We start from the raw sequence: 14,983 nt of genomic DNA on the forward strand, positions 1-14,983 counted from the left end.
TTACGGGCTGCTCACCGGCCTGGCAGCCATCGGCGGCGGCACCATCTCCATCCGCCACATCTGGCTGCAAAACCTGCCGCCGGATCAGGTGCCCGCCTGTGGCCCCGGCCTCAACTACATGCTGGATGTCTTCCCCCTGCAAAGCGTCATCCAGGAAGTGCTGGCCGGCTCCGGGGAGTGCGCGGAAATGGACTGGTCCTTCCTGGGTCTGAGCCTGCCAGCCTGGTCCCTGGTGGTTTTTACCGGCCTGCTGCTGGTAGCGCTGGTGCAACTGTTCCGCCCGCTCCCCAAACGCTGATCGCACCATGATCGACGGCCTGCTGATTCTGCTGTTTTTCCAGTTTCTTGGTGAGGTGCTAATCTGCCTCACCGGCATCCCCCTGCCCGCCTCCGTGGTGGGCATGGTGCTGCTGTTACTGGCGCTGTTGCTCAATGCCCCTTTCAGCCAACGAGTCGCTCCCGCCGCCGGCGCCCTGATCAAGCACATCAGCCTGCTGATCTTCCCGCTGGGGGTGGGTATCGTGCTGCAGTGGCACCGCTACGAAGACTACGCCCTGGCGCTGGGCGTGGCCGTGGTGCTGGGCACCCTGCTCAGCCTGGTGCTGGTGACCCTGATGCTGAAGAAGCTGCTGGGCGGCAAGCATGGCGAATCCGGGGGAGGCAGCCATGATCGATAAACTCGACAGCCTGGCCGGCCTGGTGCACACCCCGTTGTTCGGTATCCTGCTGACCCTGGTCAGCTACCGCTTTGCCCTGTGGGTGTATGGCCGCAGCAACAGCCTGCCCCTGTTCCACCCCTTTCTGGTGGCCTCGATTCCGGTGATTGTCGTGCTGCCACTGGTGGGCGTGGACTATGAGGAATACCGCGACCAGACCACCCTGATTTCCTTTCTGCTGGGCCCGGCAACGGTAGCACTGGCCTGGCCCCTCTATCGGCAGCTGCACACGGTACGCAGCGTGCTCACGCCGATCCTGATCGCCACCGTGCTGGGCGCTTTTATCTCTGCCGCCATTGCCGTGGGGCTGGCCTGGTGGCTGGGCGCTCCCGCCGAAGTGGTGGGCTCACTGGCACCCAAATCCATCACCACCCCGATTGCCGTGGAGGTAGTGCAATCCACCGGTGGCTATGTATCCCTGGCCGCCGGCGCAGTGGCGATCACCGGCATCGTCGGTGCCCTGGCCGCTGGCCCCATCTTCCGCCTGTTGAGAGTCACCGACGACCGCATCAGGGGGTTTGCACTGGGCCTGGTAGCCCACGCCATCGGCACCGCCCGAGCCTTCGAATACGGCGAAAAAGCGGGTGCTTTTGCCGGGTTGGCGCTGGGCTTGTGCGGGCTGGTGACGGCGCTGGCGCTGCCATGGTTATGGCCCTGGGTGGCGCAGTATCTCTAAGTGCCTACCAGGCACACCGGAAGACCGTTCTAAAAGAGCTGTTATTAGAAGAAATTTGTCTTTAACGACAAGTGGCTGAGATAACGTGGTTTTTCCCCCTGATCCGGCTTCACGCCGATTTTGTCCCATTGCCAACACAGCCCCGCCAGTCCTAGGCTCGATAGCCCAACAAGACAATAGTCAACGGGCACTCCAAGGAGGAACCATGGCGAGCTCCCATTCTGCAGCTCTGGCCCAATGGCAGCGCATCGAGGCGCTGGTGCAGGCCTGGCTGGATGAGCGTCAGCAACTGATTGTGCTGCTATGCACCCTGCAGGGCCTGAAAGGCCTGTCCGATCACCGTCAGCCGTTGCAGAAACAGGTACAGCATTTCTGCCAGCTACTGATGGACTACATCAGTGCCGGCTACTTCGAGGTGTACCGGGAGCTGGTCAACGAGGCCCGTCATTTCCACCGCGACAACCCCACACTTACCCGACAGATTCTCCAGCAACTGGACAGCTCCACTGACGAAGCCCTCGCCTTCAACGAGGATTTCGAGCGTCCGGAACAGTGGCTGGCACAACGGGATCAGCTACCGGAACGGATCACCTTGCTGATGCAGACGTTGGAGGAACGGTTTGCGCTGGAGGATCAGTTGATCCTCAGCATCCATCAGCAGGAACCGCCACGGCAGCAGGCGACACATTGAAAAAAGCGGCTAGCCACGAGCTTCTAGCTGCGAGTAAAACACGGAAAAGACGAAGCGATAGAACAGGGAACTTTTCGGATTTTCCTATCCCAATGAGCGTAGCTCGTAGCTCGTAGCTCGTAGCTCGTAGCTCGTAGCTCGTAGCTCGTAGCTCGTAGCTCGTAGCTCGTAGCTCGTAGCTCGTAGCTCGTAGCTCGTAGCTCAAAAACCAAAAAGGGCGCCCGAAGGCGCCCTTTTTGTTGAAGCGTGAGACGAAGGAATTTACTCCTCGTCAGCAGCACCTTCATTACCGCTGCCTTTCACGTCCAGCAGTTCGATCTCGAAGATCAGCGCCTGGTTGGGGCCGATATCGCCGCCCGCGCCTTGCTCGCCATAGCCCAGAGACGGCGGAACAACAATTTTCCACTTGTCGCCTTCGGCCATCATCGGCAGCGCTTCCTGCCAGGCAGGAATGATGTGCTGCAGGCCGAAGCTGGCCGGCTGGCCGCGCTCTACGGAGCTGTCAAAGACGGTGCCGTCCGGCAGGGTGCCGTGGTAGTGAACTTCCACGGTGTCTTCCAGGGTCGGGGATGCACCACCTTCTTCACCGGACTCCAGCACTTCGTACTGCAGGCCGCTGTCGGTGACGGTAACGCCTTCACGCTCGGCATTCTCGGCCAGGAATTTTTCGCTGGCTTCCAGATTATTGCCGGCCGCTTCTTCCATCTTTTTCTGCTGGGCTTCAATCATACGGCCCTGGAAGTCACGAATCAGCTGATCCAGATCGTCGTCACCCAGCTGGGATTTGCCGTCTTCGGCAAAGCCGTCACGCAGGCCTGCCACCATGGCATCCAGGTCCAGGTTTTCCAGGCTGCGCATCTGCTCCGCACTGCGGAAGCCCAGTGCGTAGGACGCTTTCTGGTCATCACTTTTCAGTTCAGCCGTTTCCTGACCACACGCTGCCAACAGGACAGTTCCCGCCAGCACGATTCCCAATTTCTTCATTCTGCCTCCAATTGGCCTACTGTTGTTGTTGCTGTTCCGGCACCTTACCACCGCGCATTTCTTCGGCAGTGATGGTATTGGGCGCTTTTACGGTAAAGGATTCCGCCTGCACACCGGGCGGCGGAGTCTGGCCATACTGCCAGTTTCCCTGGGGGTCACGCCAGCGATACATCTCTGCGCTTTCCCCATTTTCCTCCATCCAGGGAGAAATTCTCCGGTCCAGCAACCGTTCCGGCTGCTGCCAGTTCTGTTCCACATGCTGCCAGTCCAGTAGCGGCTTACCGCCACCCAGAGGCACGGTAAACAGCGCCGCCAGTGCAGCCACCAGCAACACGATGATAATCAACAGGTAACGCATGATGTTTCTCCCCCAACTATGGAGCCGCCTTCACGGGATTCAGTTCCCCGCGAGAGCAAAATAACATCACAAATTACACTAATGCGCCTTATTTTGCGGTACTGTTGGTTTTGTGAGCAGCATCACCTTTTCTTCTGACGGTGATCGCGCCACTCAAACCGCCGGGTACAATCCCCCGCAAAAAAAACCAATAAGACACGGCATGAATAGCGCACAGAACAGCCCTGCCAAGGGGATCGGCTCCCAACCGCGTTCGTCCGGCCCGTCCCGCATGGTCATTCTGATTGCGAACAGCAAAGGGGGCTGCGGCAAGACCACTATTGCCACCAACCTGGCCTGCTATTACGAAGCCATGGGGCGAAGGGTATCTCTGCTGGACATGGACCCTCAGCAGTCGTCGCTGCAATGGCTGAAATTGCGCCGCGATACCACCATCCACGGGCTGGGTTGGCCGGCGGGGGAGCCGGTGTCCCTGGGGCGGCTACAACAGAAGCTGGATCAGGCTGGCCCGATCACTATCATCGACTCTCCTGCCGGCCTGGATGCCCATCATCTGGATCACCTGCTGCGTCTCTCCCAGGTGGTACTGGTACCCGTGTTACCCAGCCCCATTGATATTCGCGCCACCACCCGTTTCCTGCAAACCGTCATGCTGGCTCCCAGCTACCGGCGCCGTCCGCGTCGATTGGCAGTGATCGCCAATCGTTCGCGCACCCGCACCCGCATGTACGAATCCCTGCGCCAGTTTCTCGCCAGCTTGAAGATTCCCTACCTGGTTACTCTGCGCGATACCCAGCTGTATGTGCAGGCCATGAGTAATGGCGAAGGCGTCCTCGACGCCGCCGTCTCCCGCCACCTGGACGACCAGCAGCATTGGCGCCGCGTCGGCGAGTGGCTGGAAGTGCAACGGCATCTGATTCAGACCATGCCGGGATTTCGGTAACCCGCCAACACAGTCGACAACCACCTGTAGGAGTTCCCTTCCAGGGGACGAACCGCGTGTAAACGCGGAATTGCCCGCAGGGCGATCAGGGGGTATCAGGTTCTACAGGTCGACTCCTGGCAGTGCGGCAGGTAAATGCTCTTGTCGTCTCGCTTCGCGAGGTTCGTCCCCTGGAAGGGAACTCCTACAGTGGGTTTGTAGAAAGTTGGGGCTTAACGTCAACTGCCCTCCGCCAGATCCCGCATCGCCCCAGTCAGTTTGCTGAGGTCCTCCGGCTCAATCACGAAGGGCGGCATGATATAGACCAGTTTGCCGAACGGGCGGATCCATACACCCTGTTCAACAAAGCGTGCCTGCACCTGCTCCATGGCCACCGGCTCCTTCATTTCCATGACACCAATGGCGCCCAGCACCCGGGCATCAGCCACGGAGGAAAGGTCCTTCAGCGGTAGCAGCTCCGCCTTGAGCTGCGCTTCGATGGCCGCGACTTTTTCCTGCCAGCCGGAATCCAGCAACAACTGGATACTGGCATTGGCCACCGCGCAGGCTAGCGGGTTGCCCATGAAGGTCGGGCCGTGCATCAGTACGCCGGCTTCGCCATCGCAGATGCCCGCTGCGACCTGGTCGGTGCACAGGGTCGCGGCCAAGGTCATATAGCCGCCGGTAATCGCCTTGCCCAGGCAGAGAATATCCGGGCACACATTGGCATGCTCCAGAGCGAACAGCTTGCCGGTGCGGCCAAAGCCGGTGGCGATTTCATCAAAGATCAACAACACCCCGTGCTGGTCACACAGGGCACGCACGGCCTTCAGGTAGGTGGGGTGATACATCCGCATACCGCCGGCGCCCTGTACCACCGGCTCCAGAATCACGGCGGCAATCTCCTGATGATGATCCGCCAGCATCTGCTGGATGGAATTGAGATCCTCGGTATCAAAATCACTGTCATACGGGCATTGCGGCGCCTCGGCGAAATAATGTTTGGCCAGCACGCCACTGAACAGAGAGTGCATGCCATTGACCGGGTCGCAAGCGGCCATGGCCCCGAACGTATCGCCGTGATAGCCGTTACGCAGGGCCAGCAATTTATCCTTGCCGGTATGCCCCTGGCTGAGCCAGTACTGCAAGGCCATCTTGATGGCCACTTCCACCGATACCGAGCCGCTGTCAGCCAGAAACACCTTATCCAGCGGGTCCGGCGTCAATGCCACCAGCTTCTTGCCCAGTTCTACGGCCGGTTCATGGGTCAGCCCACCGAACATGACATGAGCCATGCGGTCGATCTGGTCCTTGGCGGCCTGGTTCAACACCGGATGGTTATAACCATGCACCGCCGCCCACCAGGACGACATGCCATCCACCAGCTCGCGGCCATCTTCCAGCGTCAACCGCACGCCTTTGGCACTGGCCACCGCGAAGGTGGGCAGCGGTTTCGAGGTGGACGTATACGGGTGCCAGAGATGGTCGCGGTCGAAGGCCAGGTCGGTGGTCATGGGGATGTCCGGTGAAACACAAGGGGACTGAAGGATGGCAGGAGGGCGTTAAAAGTTCAAAGTTACAAAGTCCGTCGGGGAGGAGGCACTGTAGGAACGGAGCGTAGCGGAGTAACGCACGCAGTGCAGTGCGGCCCGAAGGGTGAGCGAAGCGAATACACCGCTTGAGGTGCGAACCGCGTGTCAACGCGGAATCGGGCGAAGGCCGATCAGGAGCTCCTAGGCTCAACAGGTTTTTCTGGGAAGGGTTGGGAGTCGCTGCGCTGCTGTTTCCTCGCCAAGGCTCGGATTCGCACCTCAAGAGGTGCTCCTACAGTGCCACCAGATCGCTGAGAGCATTCTGCAACCCCTCGCACTGGGCCGTTTCCGGGACCAGCACCAGCAACCACCCCATGGCGTCCACCGGTTTGCCGGCGGGCAGCAGGTTATCGCACAAGGTCGGCAGGGTCGTCAGCAGCCAGCGTTCACCTTCCAGCTCCACCTGCTGCAGCTGTCGCTTGAATTCCGGCAGCCGCGCATCGTCACCGGCCTTGCGGCGCACGGCTCGCAGCGGGCGCAGGTAGTCCGCTTCGAACTGCTCTGCCAGCTCAGCCATCCGGCGCCCTACCCCCGCATCCGGCTGTTTACCGGACTCGGCAAGCCACAGGCCAGCCAGCAACAGGGCCACCGGCACCTGGTAATCGTCCTGCAGATGCAGGCAGGCCCGCTCAAAATCCTTGTCTTGCCATCGCCCCAGGGCATAGCGCCACAGATCCTGCTTTATCAAGTCGTCCACGGTTCCCCCGTTACCTTTGCTGGCTTACACTGCGCCGGTTCTCATCAACCCCGGATTACCCCATGCTCTCTCTGGAACACATCAACCTTCGCCGCGGCCCCGACCTGTTGCTGGAAGACGCCAGCGTGGTCCTGCACAAGGGCTGGCGCGTGGGGCTGGTGGGCCGTAACGGCACCGGCAAGAGTTCGCTGTTCAAGCTTATCATGGGCGAACTGGAGAGCGACGGCGGCAACCTGAACCTGCCCGCGGACTGGCGCCTGGCCATGATGGCCCAGGAAGTGCCGGCACTGGAACAACCGGCCATCGACTACGTGCTCGACGGCCACCGCGCCCTGCGCCGGGCGGAGAAAAAACTCGCCGACGCGGAAGCCGCCGGCGATAACCACGCTATCGCCCATGCCCACGGCGAGCTGGAAGCCCTGCACGCCTGGCAGCAACCGGCCCGGGCCGCCACCCTGCTGGCCGGCCTTGGCTTCAGCGAGACCCAGCAGCAACAGCCGGTGGCCAGCTTCTCCGGCGGCTGGCGAATGCGCCTGAACCTGGCCCAGGTATTGATGAGCGATGCGGATCTGCTGCTGCTCGATGAGCCCACCAACCACCTGGATCTGGATGCCATCCTCTGGTTGCAGAGCTACCTGATACAGCAACCGGGGGCGCTGCTGGTGATCTCCCACGACCGCGCCTTCCTGGATGCCACCGTCAACCAGATCCTGCATATCGAACACAAACAACTGAAGCACTACAGCGGCGGCTACTCGGATTTCGAACGCCAGCGCGCCGAGCAATTGTCCCTGCAGCAGAAGATGCACGAGAAACAGCAGGCCCAGGTGGCCCACATGCAGAAGTTCATCGCCCGCTTCAAGGCCAAGGCTTCCAAGGCGAAACAGGCGCAAAGCCGGGTGAAAGCGCTGGAACGACTGCAACTGATTGGCCCGGCCCACGTGGATTCCGGCTTCAGCTTTGATTTCCACAGCCCCAACAAACTGCCCAACCCCATGGAAAACCTGGATGCGGTGCAATGCGGCTACCCGGGTGCACCGATTCTCGACCAGGTCAGCCTGAGCCTGCGCCCGGAATCACGCATCGGTCTGCTCGGCCCCAATGGCGCCGGCAAATCCACCCTGATGCGCACCCTGGTGGGCGAGCTGGCACCACTGGGTGGACGCTTCGAAAAAGACGGCGACCTGGTGATCGGCTACTTCCACCAGCAACAGGTGGATCGGCTGGCCGCCGACGACGCCCCCTACCAGATGATGTCCCGCTTTTACCCCAAGTGGAGTGAATCGCAGCTGCGCAGCGAGCTGGGCCGTTTCGGTTTCCACGGTGATGACGTGTTTGCTCCGGTGGGTCGTTTCTCGGGTGGCGAGAAGGCCCGTCTGGCGCTGGCCATGATCGTGCAGGAAAAACCGGCACTGCTGCTACTCGATGAGCCGGCCAACCATCTGGACCTGGACATGCGCGAAGCACTGACCATGGCACTGCAATCCTTCGAAGGGGCGGTGGTGCTGGTGTCTCATGATCGCCACTTGCTGGAAACCACCGTGGACGAGTTCTATCTGGTGGCCAACGGGACGGTGAGTCGTTTTGATGGCGATCTGGATGACTACGGCCGCTGGCTGCAACAGAACCGCCGCGACGGCAAACCCGTCAAGGAAGACAAGCCAGCCGACGGTCTCGATGCCAAGGCACGCCGTCAACAAGCCGCCCAGCAACGCCACCAACTGCGCCCGCTGAAAAAGCAGGTGGAAAAACTGGAAAAACAGCTCAGCCAGTGCGACCAGACACTGGCCGAGATCGAGACGGCCCTGGGCAACGACGCCCTGTATACGGACGATAGCCGCAAGAACGAAATGAATGGCTTGCTCGGTGATCAGGCACGCCTGAAGAAACAGCACGAGGAGTTGGAGGAACAGTTACTAGAAGCGATGGAGTCGCTGGAGCAAGCCGAAAGTGAACTCATCGACTGATGAGGCCACTTTCCACCTTTGCTCGCTACATTTGCACCAGACGTGTCTGATACACCACCGGCCCAGTGGGCTGGCCGGTCGGTGACCCACCCTCAGGTTCCAGGCTGATCGCCAGAGAGCGAGACTGTAACAACTGGCGCACCTGCTGATCGCTGAGAGTAATCTGCAACTGGGCACCGCCCGTGGGCAGCAACGCCAGCGATATCGGCGCGCCCGACTCCGGCAACAACCACAACTGGTAATCCCTGCCACCGTCCGCCGGCTGAACCGGCGGCATGGCCTTCACGCTCAAGCGATGATCCGCAGAGGCATTCACCAGCCACAGAGGCTCGGCCTGCTGACTCTGCACCACCCCCACATAATGCGTCACCACCGGCGGTGATGGCGTCCACAGCAACAAGGCAAAAACCGCTAATACGGCGATACCCGTGCTCCAGCGCCAGGCGGTCAGGGTCTGCCACCACCGCGCAGCCACCGGTGCCGTGCCCGGAAAGAGTCGTTGCTCGATGCTATTCCACACGGCACTCGGAGCGGCCTCTTCCGGCAAGGATTCATTGAAAGGTTGCAGCCGTCGCTCCCAGTACCATACCTGACGGCGCACCCGGGCAGAGACCATCATCCAGCGCTCGAAACGTCGCCTGGCGGCGCCCTGCAGCGTGCCCACCACATATTCTGCTGCTAGCGCATGATTACGTTCGTAATTATCCGGCTTCATGTGTCCAGGCACCGGCGCAATACATCCAGCCCGCGACGAATCCAGCTTTTGGTGGTACCCAGCGGCTCACCCATGGCTACCGCCAGTTCCTGGTGGGTGAACCCACGAAAATAGGCCATCTCGATACTGGAACGATACCGTTCATCCAGATCTTTCAGGCAATGATTGAGTCTTTGACGGTCAAGCTGGTTGCCAACGTTATCCATTGGGCCCGGTGTGTTGCTTTCCTGGCGATCATCCACGCTATCGTAATCCGCCTCGTAGCGGCGGCGGCGCAAAGCATCCAGGCAGCGATAACGACCGATGGACATCATCCAGGTCTGCACGCTGCCGCGATCACAATGGTATTCGCCGGCGTGGTGCCAGACCTGAATATAGGTTTCCTGGAGGACGTCACAGGCCTCATCCCGATCACGCAGCAAGTGCACACACATGCCAAATACGGCGCGATGAGTTTTCTGATAAAAACCGGCAAAAGCCTGACGGTCGCCCTGAGCGATTCGAGCCAGCGCGCGTACCAGTCCGTCGTCTGCTTCCGGCATGACGAGGCACTCCCTGAATTACCATAAGTCGCTCCTTACTTGTGACAGACGCCCTGTCGTTAATACGTGAAAAAAATGGATTCGGATGCAGAAAAAAAAAGAAAAATAAATTCTGCATCCAGTTCCTTTCCTGTCGCGTACTACCTACACACCGACAAGAAAGGAGATTCGTCATGCTATCCCGTCTTACCTTCATTCCCGCAGCCTGTGCTGCTGCCACCCTGCTGGCCAGTGCCGGCACGATGGCATCCAGCCACCGGGAAGCCCCGTTTATTACCGGCATGCCCAAAGTCGACGGCACGGATTTCTACATGTTCAACAGCTATGAATCCGGCCGCGACGGCTATGTCACCCTGATTGCCAACTATCTGCCGCTTCAGGACGCCTATGGCGGTCCCAACTATTTCTCTCTGGACGATGACGCCATCTATGAAATCCACATTGATAACGATGGCAACGCGCAAGAAAACATTACCTTCCGTTTCCAGTTCAATACTGAGCGCCGCGACCTGGCGGTCGATGTAGGCGGCACCTCTGTCCCCGTACCGCTGATTAATATCGGCGCCGTAACCGGCCAGAACAACGATGCACAGAATGTACTGGAAAGCTTCACGGTGGACATGATCACCGGCGACCGCCGCACCGGCAACGTACAGAGCCTGACAAAATCCGGCAGTGGTGACAGCAGCTTTGCCAAGCCCCTGGACAACATCGGCACCAAATCCATTGGTGACTACGAAGCCTACGCGGACAACTTCATCTACGAAGTAACCATTCCTGACTGCCCGATGCCCGGCCGCGTATTTGCCGGACAGCGCCAGGAGGGCTTTGTCGTCAACCTGGGTGAGGTCTTCGATCTGGTCGCGTTGAACCCGCTGGGTGCACGGGACTCACGCAGCAATGTAATTGCCGACAAGAACATCACCAGCCTGGCACTGGAAGTCCCGGCTGACTGCCTCACCGGTGACAACACCGTAATCGGTGGCTGGACCACCGCCAGCATCCGTCAGGCCACGGTCATCAACCCGGCACCCCAGGGCTCAGAGACTACCGGCAGCAGTAACGCCAAAGGTCCTGCAGTGAAAGGCGGCGCCTTTACCCAGGTATCCCGTCTTGGCTCTCCGCTGGTCAATGAAGTAGTCATCGGCCTGCCCGACAAGGACCGTTTCAACAGCAGCGAGCCCAAGGATGATGGCCAGTTTGCCACCTATGTGACCAACCCCAGCCTGCCTGCACTAGTGGAAATCCTGTTCGGTGTAACCGCACCGGAAACCCCCCGTAATGACCTGGTCACCGTCTTCCTTACCGGTGTACCCGGCGTCACGCAATTGCCCACCGTCACCGCCAGCGAAATGCTGCGCCTGAACACCGGCATCCCGGCCACGGCAGCAGGAGGTCAGAATGATCTGGGTGTCGCAGGTGGTGACTTTGCCGGCTTCCCCAACGGCCGACGCCCGATTGATGATGTGGTAGATATCGCCCTCACTGCGGCTGAAGGCTTCCTGTGTGGCGCCGATGTGAACGGTGAAGCCGCGGGTGGCGAAATTGGCTCCTGCGGTACTCAGGACATGCAGGTCAACGGTGGCGCCATCGTCAACGACGGTGCCCTGCCGAACGCGGCGGACTACCTGACCCGTTTCCCCTACCTGAACACCCCGCTGCCCGGCGCCGATAACGTTGCCGCAGCAGAGTGAAGGAGGACATCATGCGATATCTACTGGCTACCATCATCAGCCTGAGTGCATTGGTGCTGAGCGGGTGCTTTGGCAGTGACAATGACCGTCCCCCCCGCCAACAGGCGCCGGTGGCGATCAACTACACCGCCTTTGTGAAAGCTCAGCTGGCTACTAACGGGGATACCCGGGATCCGGTTCCCATCAATGACACCCGCTTCATTTTTCGTGATCTGAATAACCCGGACGCCTATGACGATGTATTGGCAGCGGATCAATGAGACCAGCCTCCACTACCGCGATGCGGTAGTGGAGGCTTTTCACCCGCACGTTTCAGAGAGATTCCCCGGGACTGACAAAGGCGCCAGAAAATGGCGTCTTTTGTCGGTTCCGGTGACTCTCTTTTTGTTTTGCATAGCGGCCCCCGCAAGCGCCGCCCCCTACACACCGGACGGGGATCATGTGGTTCTCGCCCGCCTTCCCCAGGTTCCGGCAACGCTGCAGGCACCGTCTCCACCCAGCAACCTGTCAGCAGCGCTGGCACTGGCCCGCTCACAGATTGACTATGCCAGTGCCCAGGGCGACCCCCGCTTTCTCGGTTACGCCGAGGCCACGCTGGCGCCGTTCAGTCAGGACATGTCGTCACCGGCAGCCAACCTGCTGATGGCTCGTATCGAACAGCAACGTCATCAATTTGCCCGTGCTCGCCATCGGCTGACGCGACTGTTGGAGCAGTCCCCCAATCAGGGACAGGCGTGGCTAATGCTGGCCAATATTGATCGGGTACAAGGCCGTCTCGATGAGGCCCGGCAGGCCTGCCGGGAAGCAGCCAGCACGCTGCCGCCCACCACCGTACTGCTCTGTCAGGCGAGCGTGCAGGCCATCACCGGTCAGCGGCAGCAGGCCTATGACACCTTGCAGGCCCTGGCATCCAGCCCGGCCACCCCACAGGGAAAGTCCGCTCAGTGGCTGGAGACCCTGAGCGCCGAAATGGCGATGCAGCAGGGTCGCCTCGAGTTGGCCACCGAGCACCTGCGTGATGCCTTGCAGCAGGCCCCGGATGATCCTTATCTACGCTACCTGCAAAGTGACTTGTGGCTTGCCAACAACCAGGCGGAAGCGGTCATCCGCGATCTCTCCGACTGGCAGGACAGGGAAGGCGCCTTGCTGAGACTGGCCATTGCCGGGCAACGCCTGGACCACCCTCAGGCCAAGGCCTGGCGACAGGACTACCGGGCCCGCATGGCGGCCGACCAGGACACTGGCCGCCAGCGCCACCTGCGCGAACACGCCCGCTTCCTATTGGAGGTAGAGTCCGATCCGCAAGGCGCCCTCACGCTGGCCCGGGAAAACTGGCAGCAACAACGGGAACTGGCTGACCTGCGACTGTTGCACGCCAGCGCCGTGGCCGCCGACGATCAGGCAACCTTGGGCCAGCTACAGGCCTTTGTAGAGCGATATCAGGTTGACGATCCGCAACTCACTCAACCTGCCAAGGGAGCCAGCGAATGAAATCCCTGTCTTTGCTTTTCCTGCTCTTGCTGGCCGGGCAGGCATTCGCCCACAAACCCAGTGACAGCTACCTGGTAATCAACAGCAATGCCGGCAACGCCTTGATAGAGGGACGCTGGGATATCGCCCTGCGCGACCTGCAGCTGGTGCTGCCACTGGATCAGAACGGTGATGGCGCCATCACCTGGGGAGAACTGCGCCGGCAGCAGCGCAACCTGGACGCCACCGTGCTCCCGGCACTTACCATCGAGGCGCTGCACGGTGAACAACGACACGCCTGCGCCCTCGACCTGACTCGACTGCAGGCCATCGATCACGTGGATGGCACCTATGCCGCCCTGCACTGGCGCGGTGATTGTCAACAGCCACCGGAGCAACTGGCCGTGGGCTACGAGTTTCTGTTTGATCGCGACCCCAGCCACCATGGCCTGTTACGGCTGGAACAGGGAGATACCACCCTCACCGCCGTGTTCAGCAATCAGCATCGGGAACAGCTGATAGGTAGCGATGCCGGGTCACAATGGCAGGCGTTCCAGGGGTTTATCCGCCAGGGGGTACACCACATCCTGATCGGCTATGACCATATCCTGTTCCTGCTGACGTTGTTGTTCCCGGCCGTGCTGGTATGGCAACGGGGCGGCTGGCAGCCAGCGCCCACCATCACCGGCGCGCTCACTCAGACCCTGGCGATTGTCACCGCCTTTACCGTGACACACTCGCTGACCCTGGCACTGGCGACACTGGGCATCATCACCCTACCCACCTGGCTGGTGGAGTCCGCCATCGCCATCACCGTGGCGCTGGGTGCAGCGGCGAATCTGGTGCCCCGGCTGTTTCCCAAACGCTGGGTGATGGCCTTTGTGTTCGGGCTGATTCATGGCCTGGGCTTTGCCTCGGTACTGGCCGATCTGGGGCTCACCGACAGCGGGATTTTCCTGCCGTTGCTGGGCTTCAATCTGGGCGTGGAACTGGGACAGGTCGCCATCGTGCTGCTGTTTGTGCCGGCGGCTTACCTGGTACGTGATACCGTTGCCTATCGACGGATCTTTGTGCCAGTAGGCTCGATAGCCATCATGATACTGGCCGGGGTGTGGCTGGCGGAAAGGCTGAGCGGCGCCTGACCCGGCGGTAGCTTTCCCTTCTTCTCCCAAGAGCCATGCGTGCATGGCGAAGGGGTTGGGGGGGATCGACCGCCAACCCCTGAATAAAACGTAGGGTGGATTAGCCGAAGGCGTTATCCACCTTCGTGCCAGGGAGGGGTAAGTCTCGGTGGATTACGCCTTCGGCTAATCCACCCTACGCCCGGCAAAGCTGTGGATGCTTTCGACCATAAAAAAAGCCGCCCCGGGAAACCTGGGCGGCTTTGTTGTCACTTTCAACTTTGCACTTTCATCTACGCCTTACAGCACTTCGATGATGGTCGCGTTGGCAGTGCCCAGCCCTTCGCAGATGGCTAGCAGACCGTACTTGCCGCCGCGACGCTTGAGCTCATAGACCAGAGTTCCCATCAGCTTGGTACCGGTGGCACCCAGCGGATGGCCCAACGCCTGGGCGCCGCCGTTCACATTGAGCTTCTCGTAGTCGGCCCCCACCGCCTTCATCCATGCCAGCGGCACGGAACCAAAGGCTTCGTTCACTTCATACAGATCGATATCACCAATGGTCATACCCGCCTGCTTGAGGACTTTCTCGGTGGCCGGAATAGGCCCTTCCAGCACCATGGTCGGATCAGAGCCCACCACCGCCATGGCATGAATACGGGCCAGGGGGGTGAGGCCGTATTCCTTCACTGCCTTTTCGCTGGCGATCATCACCGCAGACGCGCCATCGGTAATCTGGCTGGCATTGGCGGCACTGATATGGCCCCCTTCCTGCAACGGTTGCAGGGCCTTGATCGCATCCAGCTCCGCTTCCCAGCGGATGCCTTCATCCACGGTA

Annotated in this window: 16 protein-coding genes and 1 pseudogene; 10 read left to right on the forward strand and 7 right to left on the reverse strand. The window is 60.5% G+C overall.

Annotation, left to right across the window (positions count from 1 at the left end; translation table 11 throughout):
- The 4 genes from ACFE0K_RS15710 to rsd all read left to right on the forward strand — a co-directional run.
- On the forward strand, positions 1 to 298 hold a 298-nt coding region (locus tag ACFE0K_RS15710; RefSeq protein ID WP_434536962.1), incomplete at its 5' end, for a disulfide bond formation protein B.
- Between the two features lie 7 nt (positions 299 to 305).
- A complete protein-coding gene (locus tag ACFE0K_RS15715) occupies positions 306 to 677 on the forward strand; it encodes a CidA/LrgA family protein (protein ID WP_434536963.1) in 372 nt (123 codons plus the stop codon).
- Positions 667 to 1,392 (forward strand): LrgB family protein, encoded by a 726-nt coding sequence (locus ACFE0K_RS15720; RefSeq protein ID WP_434536964.1) that lies wholly within the window; start codon positions 667 to 669, stop codon positions 1,390 to 1,392. Before ACFE0K_RS15715 ends, ACFE0K_RS15720 begins: the two co-directional genes overlap by 11 nt.
- A gap of 205 nt (positions 1,393 to 1,597) precedes the next feature.
- Complete coding sequence (gene rsd, locus ACFE0K_RS15725) at positions 1,598 to 2,083, forward strand: sigma D regulator (protein WP_434536965.1); 486 nt, start codon at positions 1,598 to 1,600, stop codon at positions 2,081 to 2,083.
- A 261-nt stretch (positions 2,084 to 2,344) separates the two neighbouring features.
- Here the strand turns inward: rsd and ACFE0K_RS15730 are convergent, their stop codons facing one another.
- Both ACFE0K_RS15730 and ACFE0K_RS15735 read right to left on the reverse strand, forming a co-directional pair.
- Positions 2,345 to 3,067, reverse strand: a complete 723-nt coding sequence (locus ACFE0K_RS15730; RefSeq protein WP_434536966.1) for an FKBP-type peptidyl-prolyl cis-trans isomerase — start codon at positions 3,065 to 3,067, stop codon at positions 2,345 to 2,347.
- A gap of 16 nt (positions 3,068 to 3,083) precedes the next feature.
- Positions 3,084 to 3,425: a DUF4124 domain-containing protein gene (locus tag ACFE0K_RS15735; RefSeq protein WP_434536967.1), complete on the reverse strand. Its 342-nt coding sequence runs from the start codon at positions 3,423 to 3,425 to the stop codon at positions 3,084 to 3,086.
- A 202-nt stretch (positions 3,426 to 3,627) separates the two neighbouring features.
- Here ACFE0K_RS15735 and ACFE0K_RS15740 point away from each other — a divergent pair, with 202 nt between their 5' ends.
- Positions 3,628 to 4,368: an AAA family ATPase gene (locus ACFE0K_RS15740; RefSeq protein ID WP_434536968.1), complete on the forward strand. Its 741-nt coding sequence runs from the start codon at positions 3,628 to 3,630 to the stop codon at positions 4,366 to 4,368.
- Positions 4,369 to 4,586: 218 nt separating this feature from the next.
- Here the strand turns inward: ACFE0K_RS15740 and bioA are convergent, their stop codons facing one another.
- Positions 4,587 to 5,861 carry an adenosylmethionine--8-amino-7-oxononanoate transaminase gene (gene bioA / locus ACFE0K_RS15745; RefSeq protein ID WP_434536969.1) on the reverse strand — a complete coding sequence of 425 codons (1,275 nt, stop codon included), beginning with the start codon at positions 5,859 to 5,861 and terminating at the stop codon, positions 4,587 to 4,589.
- A gap of 310 nt (positions 5,862 to 6,171) precedes the next feature.
- Positions 6,172 to 6,636, reverse strand: a complete 465-nt coding sequence (locus ACFE0K_RS15750; RefSeq protein ID WP_434536970.1) for a TIGR02444 family protein — start codon at positions 6,634 to 6,636, stop codon at positions 6,172 to 6,174.
- Positions 6,637 to 6,698: 62 nt separating this feature from the next.
- Between ACFE0K_RS15750 and ACFE0K_RS15755 the strand changes: the two genes are divergently transcribed.
- Positions 6,699 to 8,603 (forward strand): ATP-binding cassette domain-containing protein, encoded by a 1,905-nt coding sequence (locus ACFE0K_RS15755; RefSeq protein ID WP_434536971.1) that lies wholly within the window; start codon positions 6,699 to 6,701, stop codon positions 8,601 to 8,603.
- A gap of 25 nt (positions 8,604 to 8,628) precedes the next feature.
- Here ACFE0K_RS15755 and ACFE0K_RS15760 read toward each other — a convergent pair whose 3' ends face one another.
- Positions 8,629 to 9,318 (reverse strand): anti-sigma factor, encoded by a 690-nt coding sequence (locus tag ACFE0K_RS15760; protein ID WP_434536972.1) that lies wholly within the window; start codon positions 9,316 to 9,318, stop codon positions 8,629 to 8,631.
- Complete coding sequence (locus tag ACFE0K_RS15765) at positions 9,315 to 9,860, reverse strand: RNA polymerase sigma factor (RefSeq protein ID WP_434536973.1); 546 nt, start codon at positions 9,858 to 9,860, stop codon at positions 9,315 to 9,317. The genes ACFE0K_RS15760 and ACFE0K_RS15765 overlap by 4 nt, the downstream gene beginning before the upstream one ends.
- A 173-nt stretch (positions 9,861 to 10,033) precedes the next feature.
- Between ACFE0K_RS15765 and ACFE0K_RS15770 the strand changes: the two genes are divergently transcribed.
- The 4 genes from ACFE0K_RS15770 (at position 10,034) to ACFE0K_RS15785 (ending at position 14,166) form a co-directional block, all read left to right on the forward strand.
- On the forward strand, positions 10,034 to 11,554 hold the full coding sequence (locus tag ACFE0K_RS15770) for a DUF4331 domain-containing protein (protein ID WP_434536974.1): 1,521 nt from the start codon (positions 10,034 to 10,036) through the stop codon (positions 11,552 to 11,554).
- 11 nt (positions 11,555 to 11,565) lie between these two features.
- Positions 11,566 to 11,814 carry a hypothetical protein gene (locus ACFE0K_RS15775; RefSeq protein ID WP_434536975.1) on the forward strand — a complete coding sequence of 83 codons (249 nt, stop codon included), beginning with the start codon at positions 11,566 to 11,568 and terminating at the stop codon, positions 11,812 to 11,814.
- 181 nt (positions 11,815 to 11,995) lie between these two features.
- Positions 11,996 to 13,045, forward strand: coding sequence for a tetratricopeptide repeat protein (locus ACFE0K_RS15780; protein ID WP_434536976.1), 1,050 nt, complete (start codon positions 11,996 to 11,998; stop codon positions 13,043 to 13,045).
- Positions 13,042 to 14,166 (forward strand): HupE/UreJ family protein, encoded by a 1,125-nt coding sequence (locus ACFE0K_RS15785; RefSeq protein ID WP_434536977.1) that lies wholly within the window; start codon positions 13,042 to 13,044, stop codon positions 14,164 to 14,166. Before ACFE0K_RS15780 ends, ACFE0K_RS15785 begins: the two co-directional genes overlap by 4 nt.
- 279 nt (positions 14,167 to 14,445) lie before the next feature.
- Here ACFE0K_RS15785 and ACFE0K_RS15790 read toward each other — a convergent pair.
- A pseudogene (locus ACFE0K_RS15790) lies at positions 14,446 to 14,983 on the reverse strand (acetyl-CoA C-acetyltransferase); the annotation flags it as partial.

This window comes from Alcanivorax sp. (genome assembly GCF_051117345.1).
In the GTDB taxonomy this organism is placed as follows: Bacteria; Pseudomonadota; Gammaproteobacteria; order Pseudomonadales; family Alcanivoracaceae; genus Alcanivorax.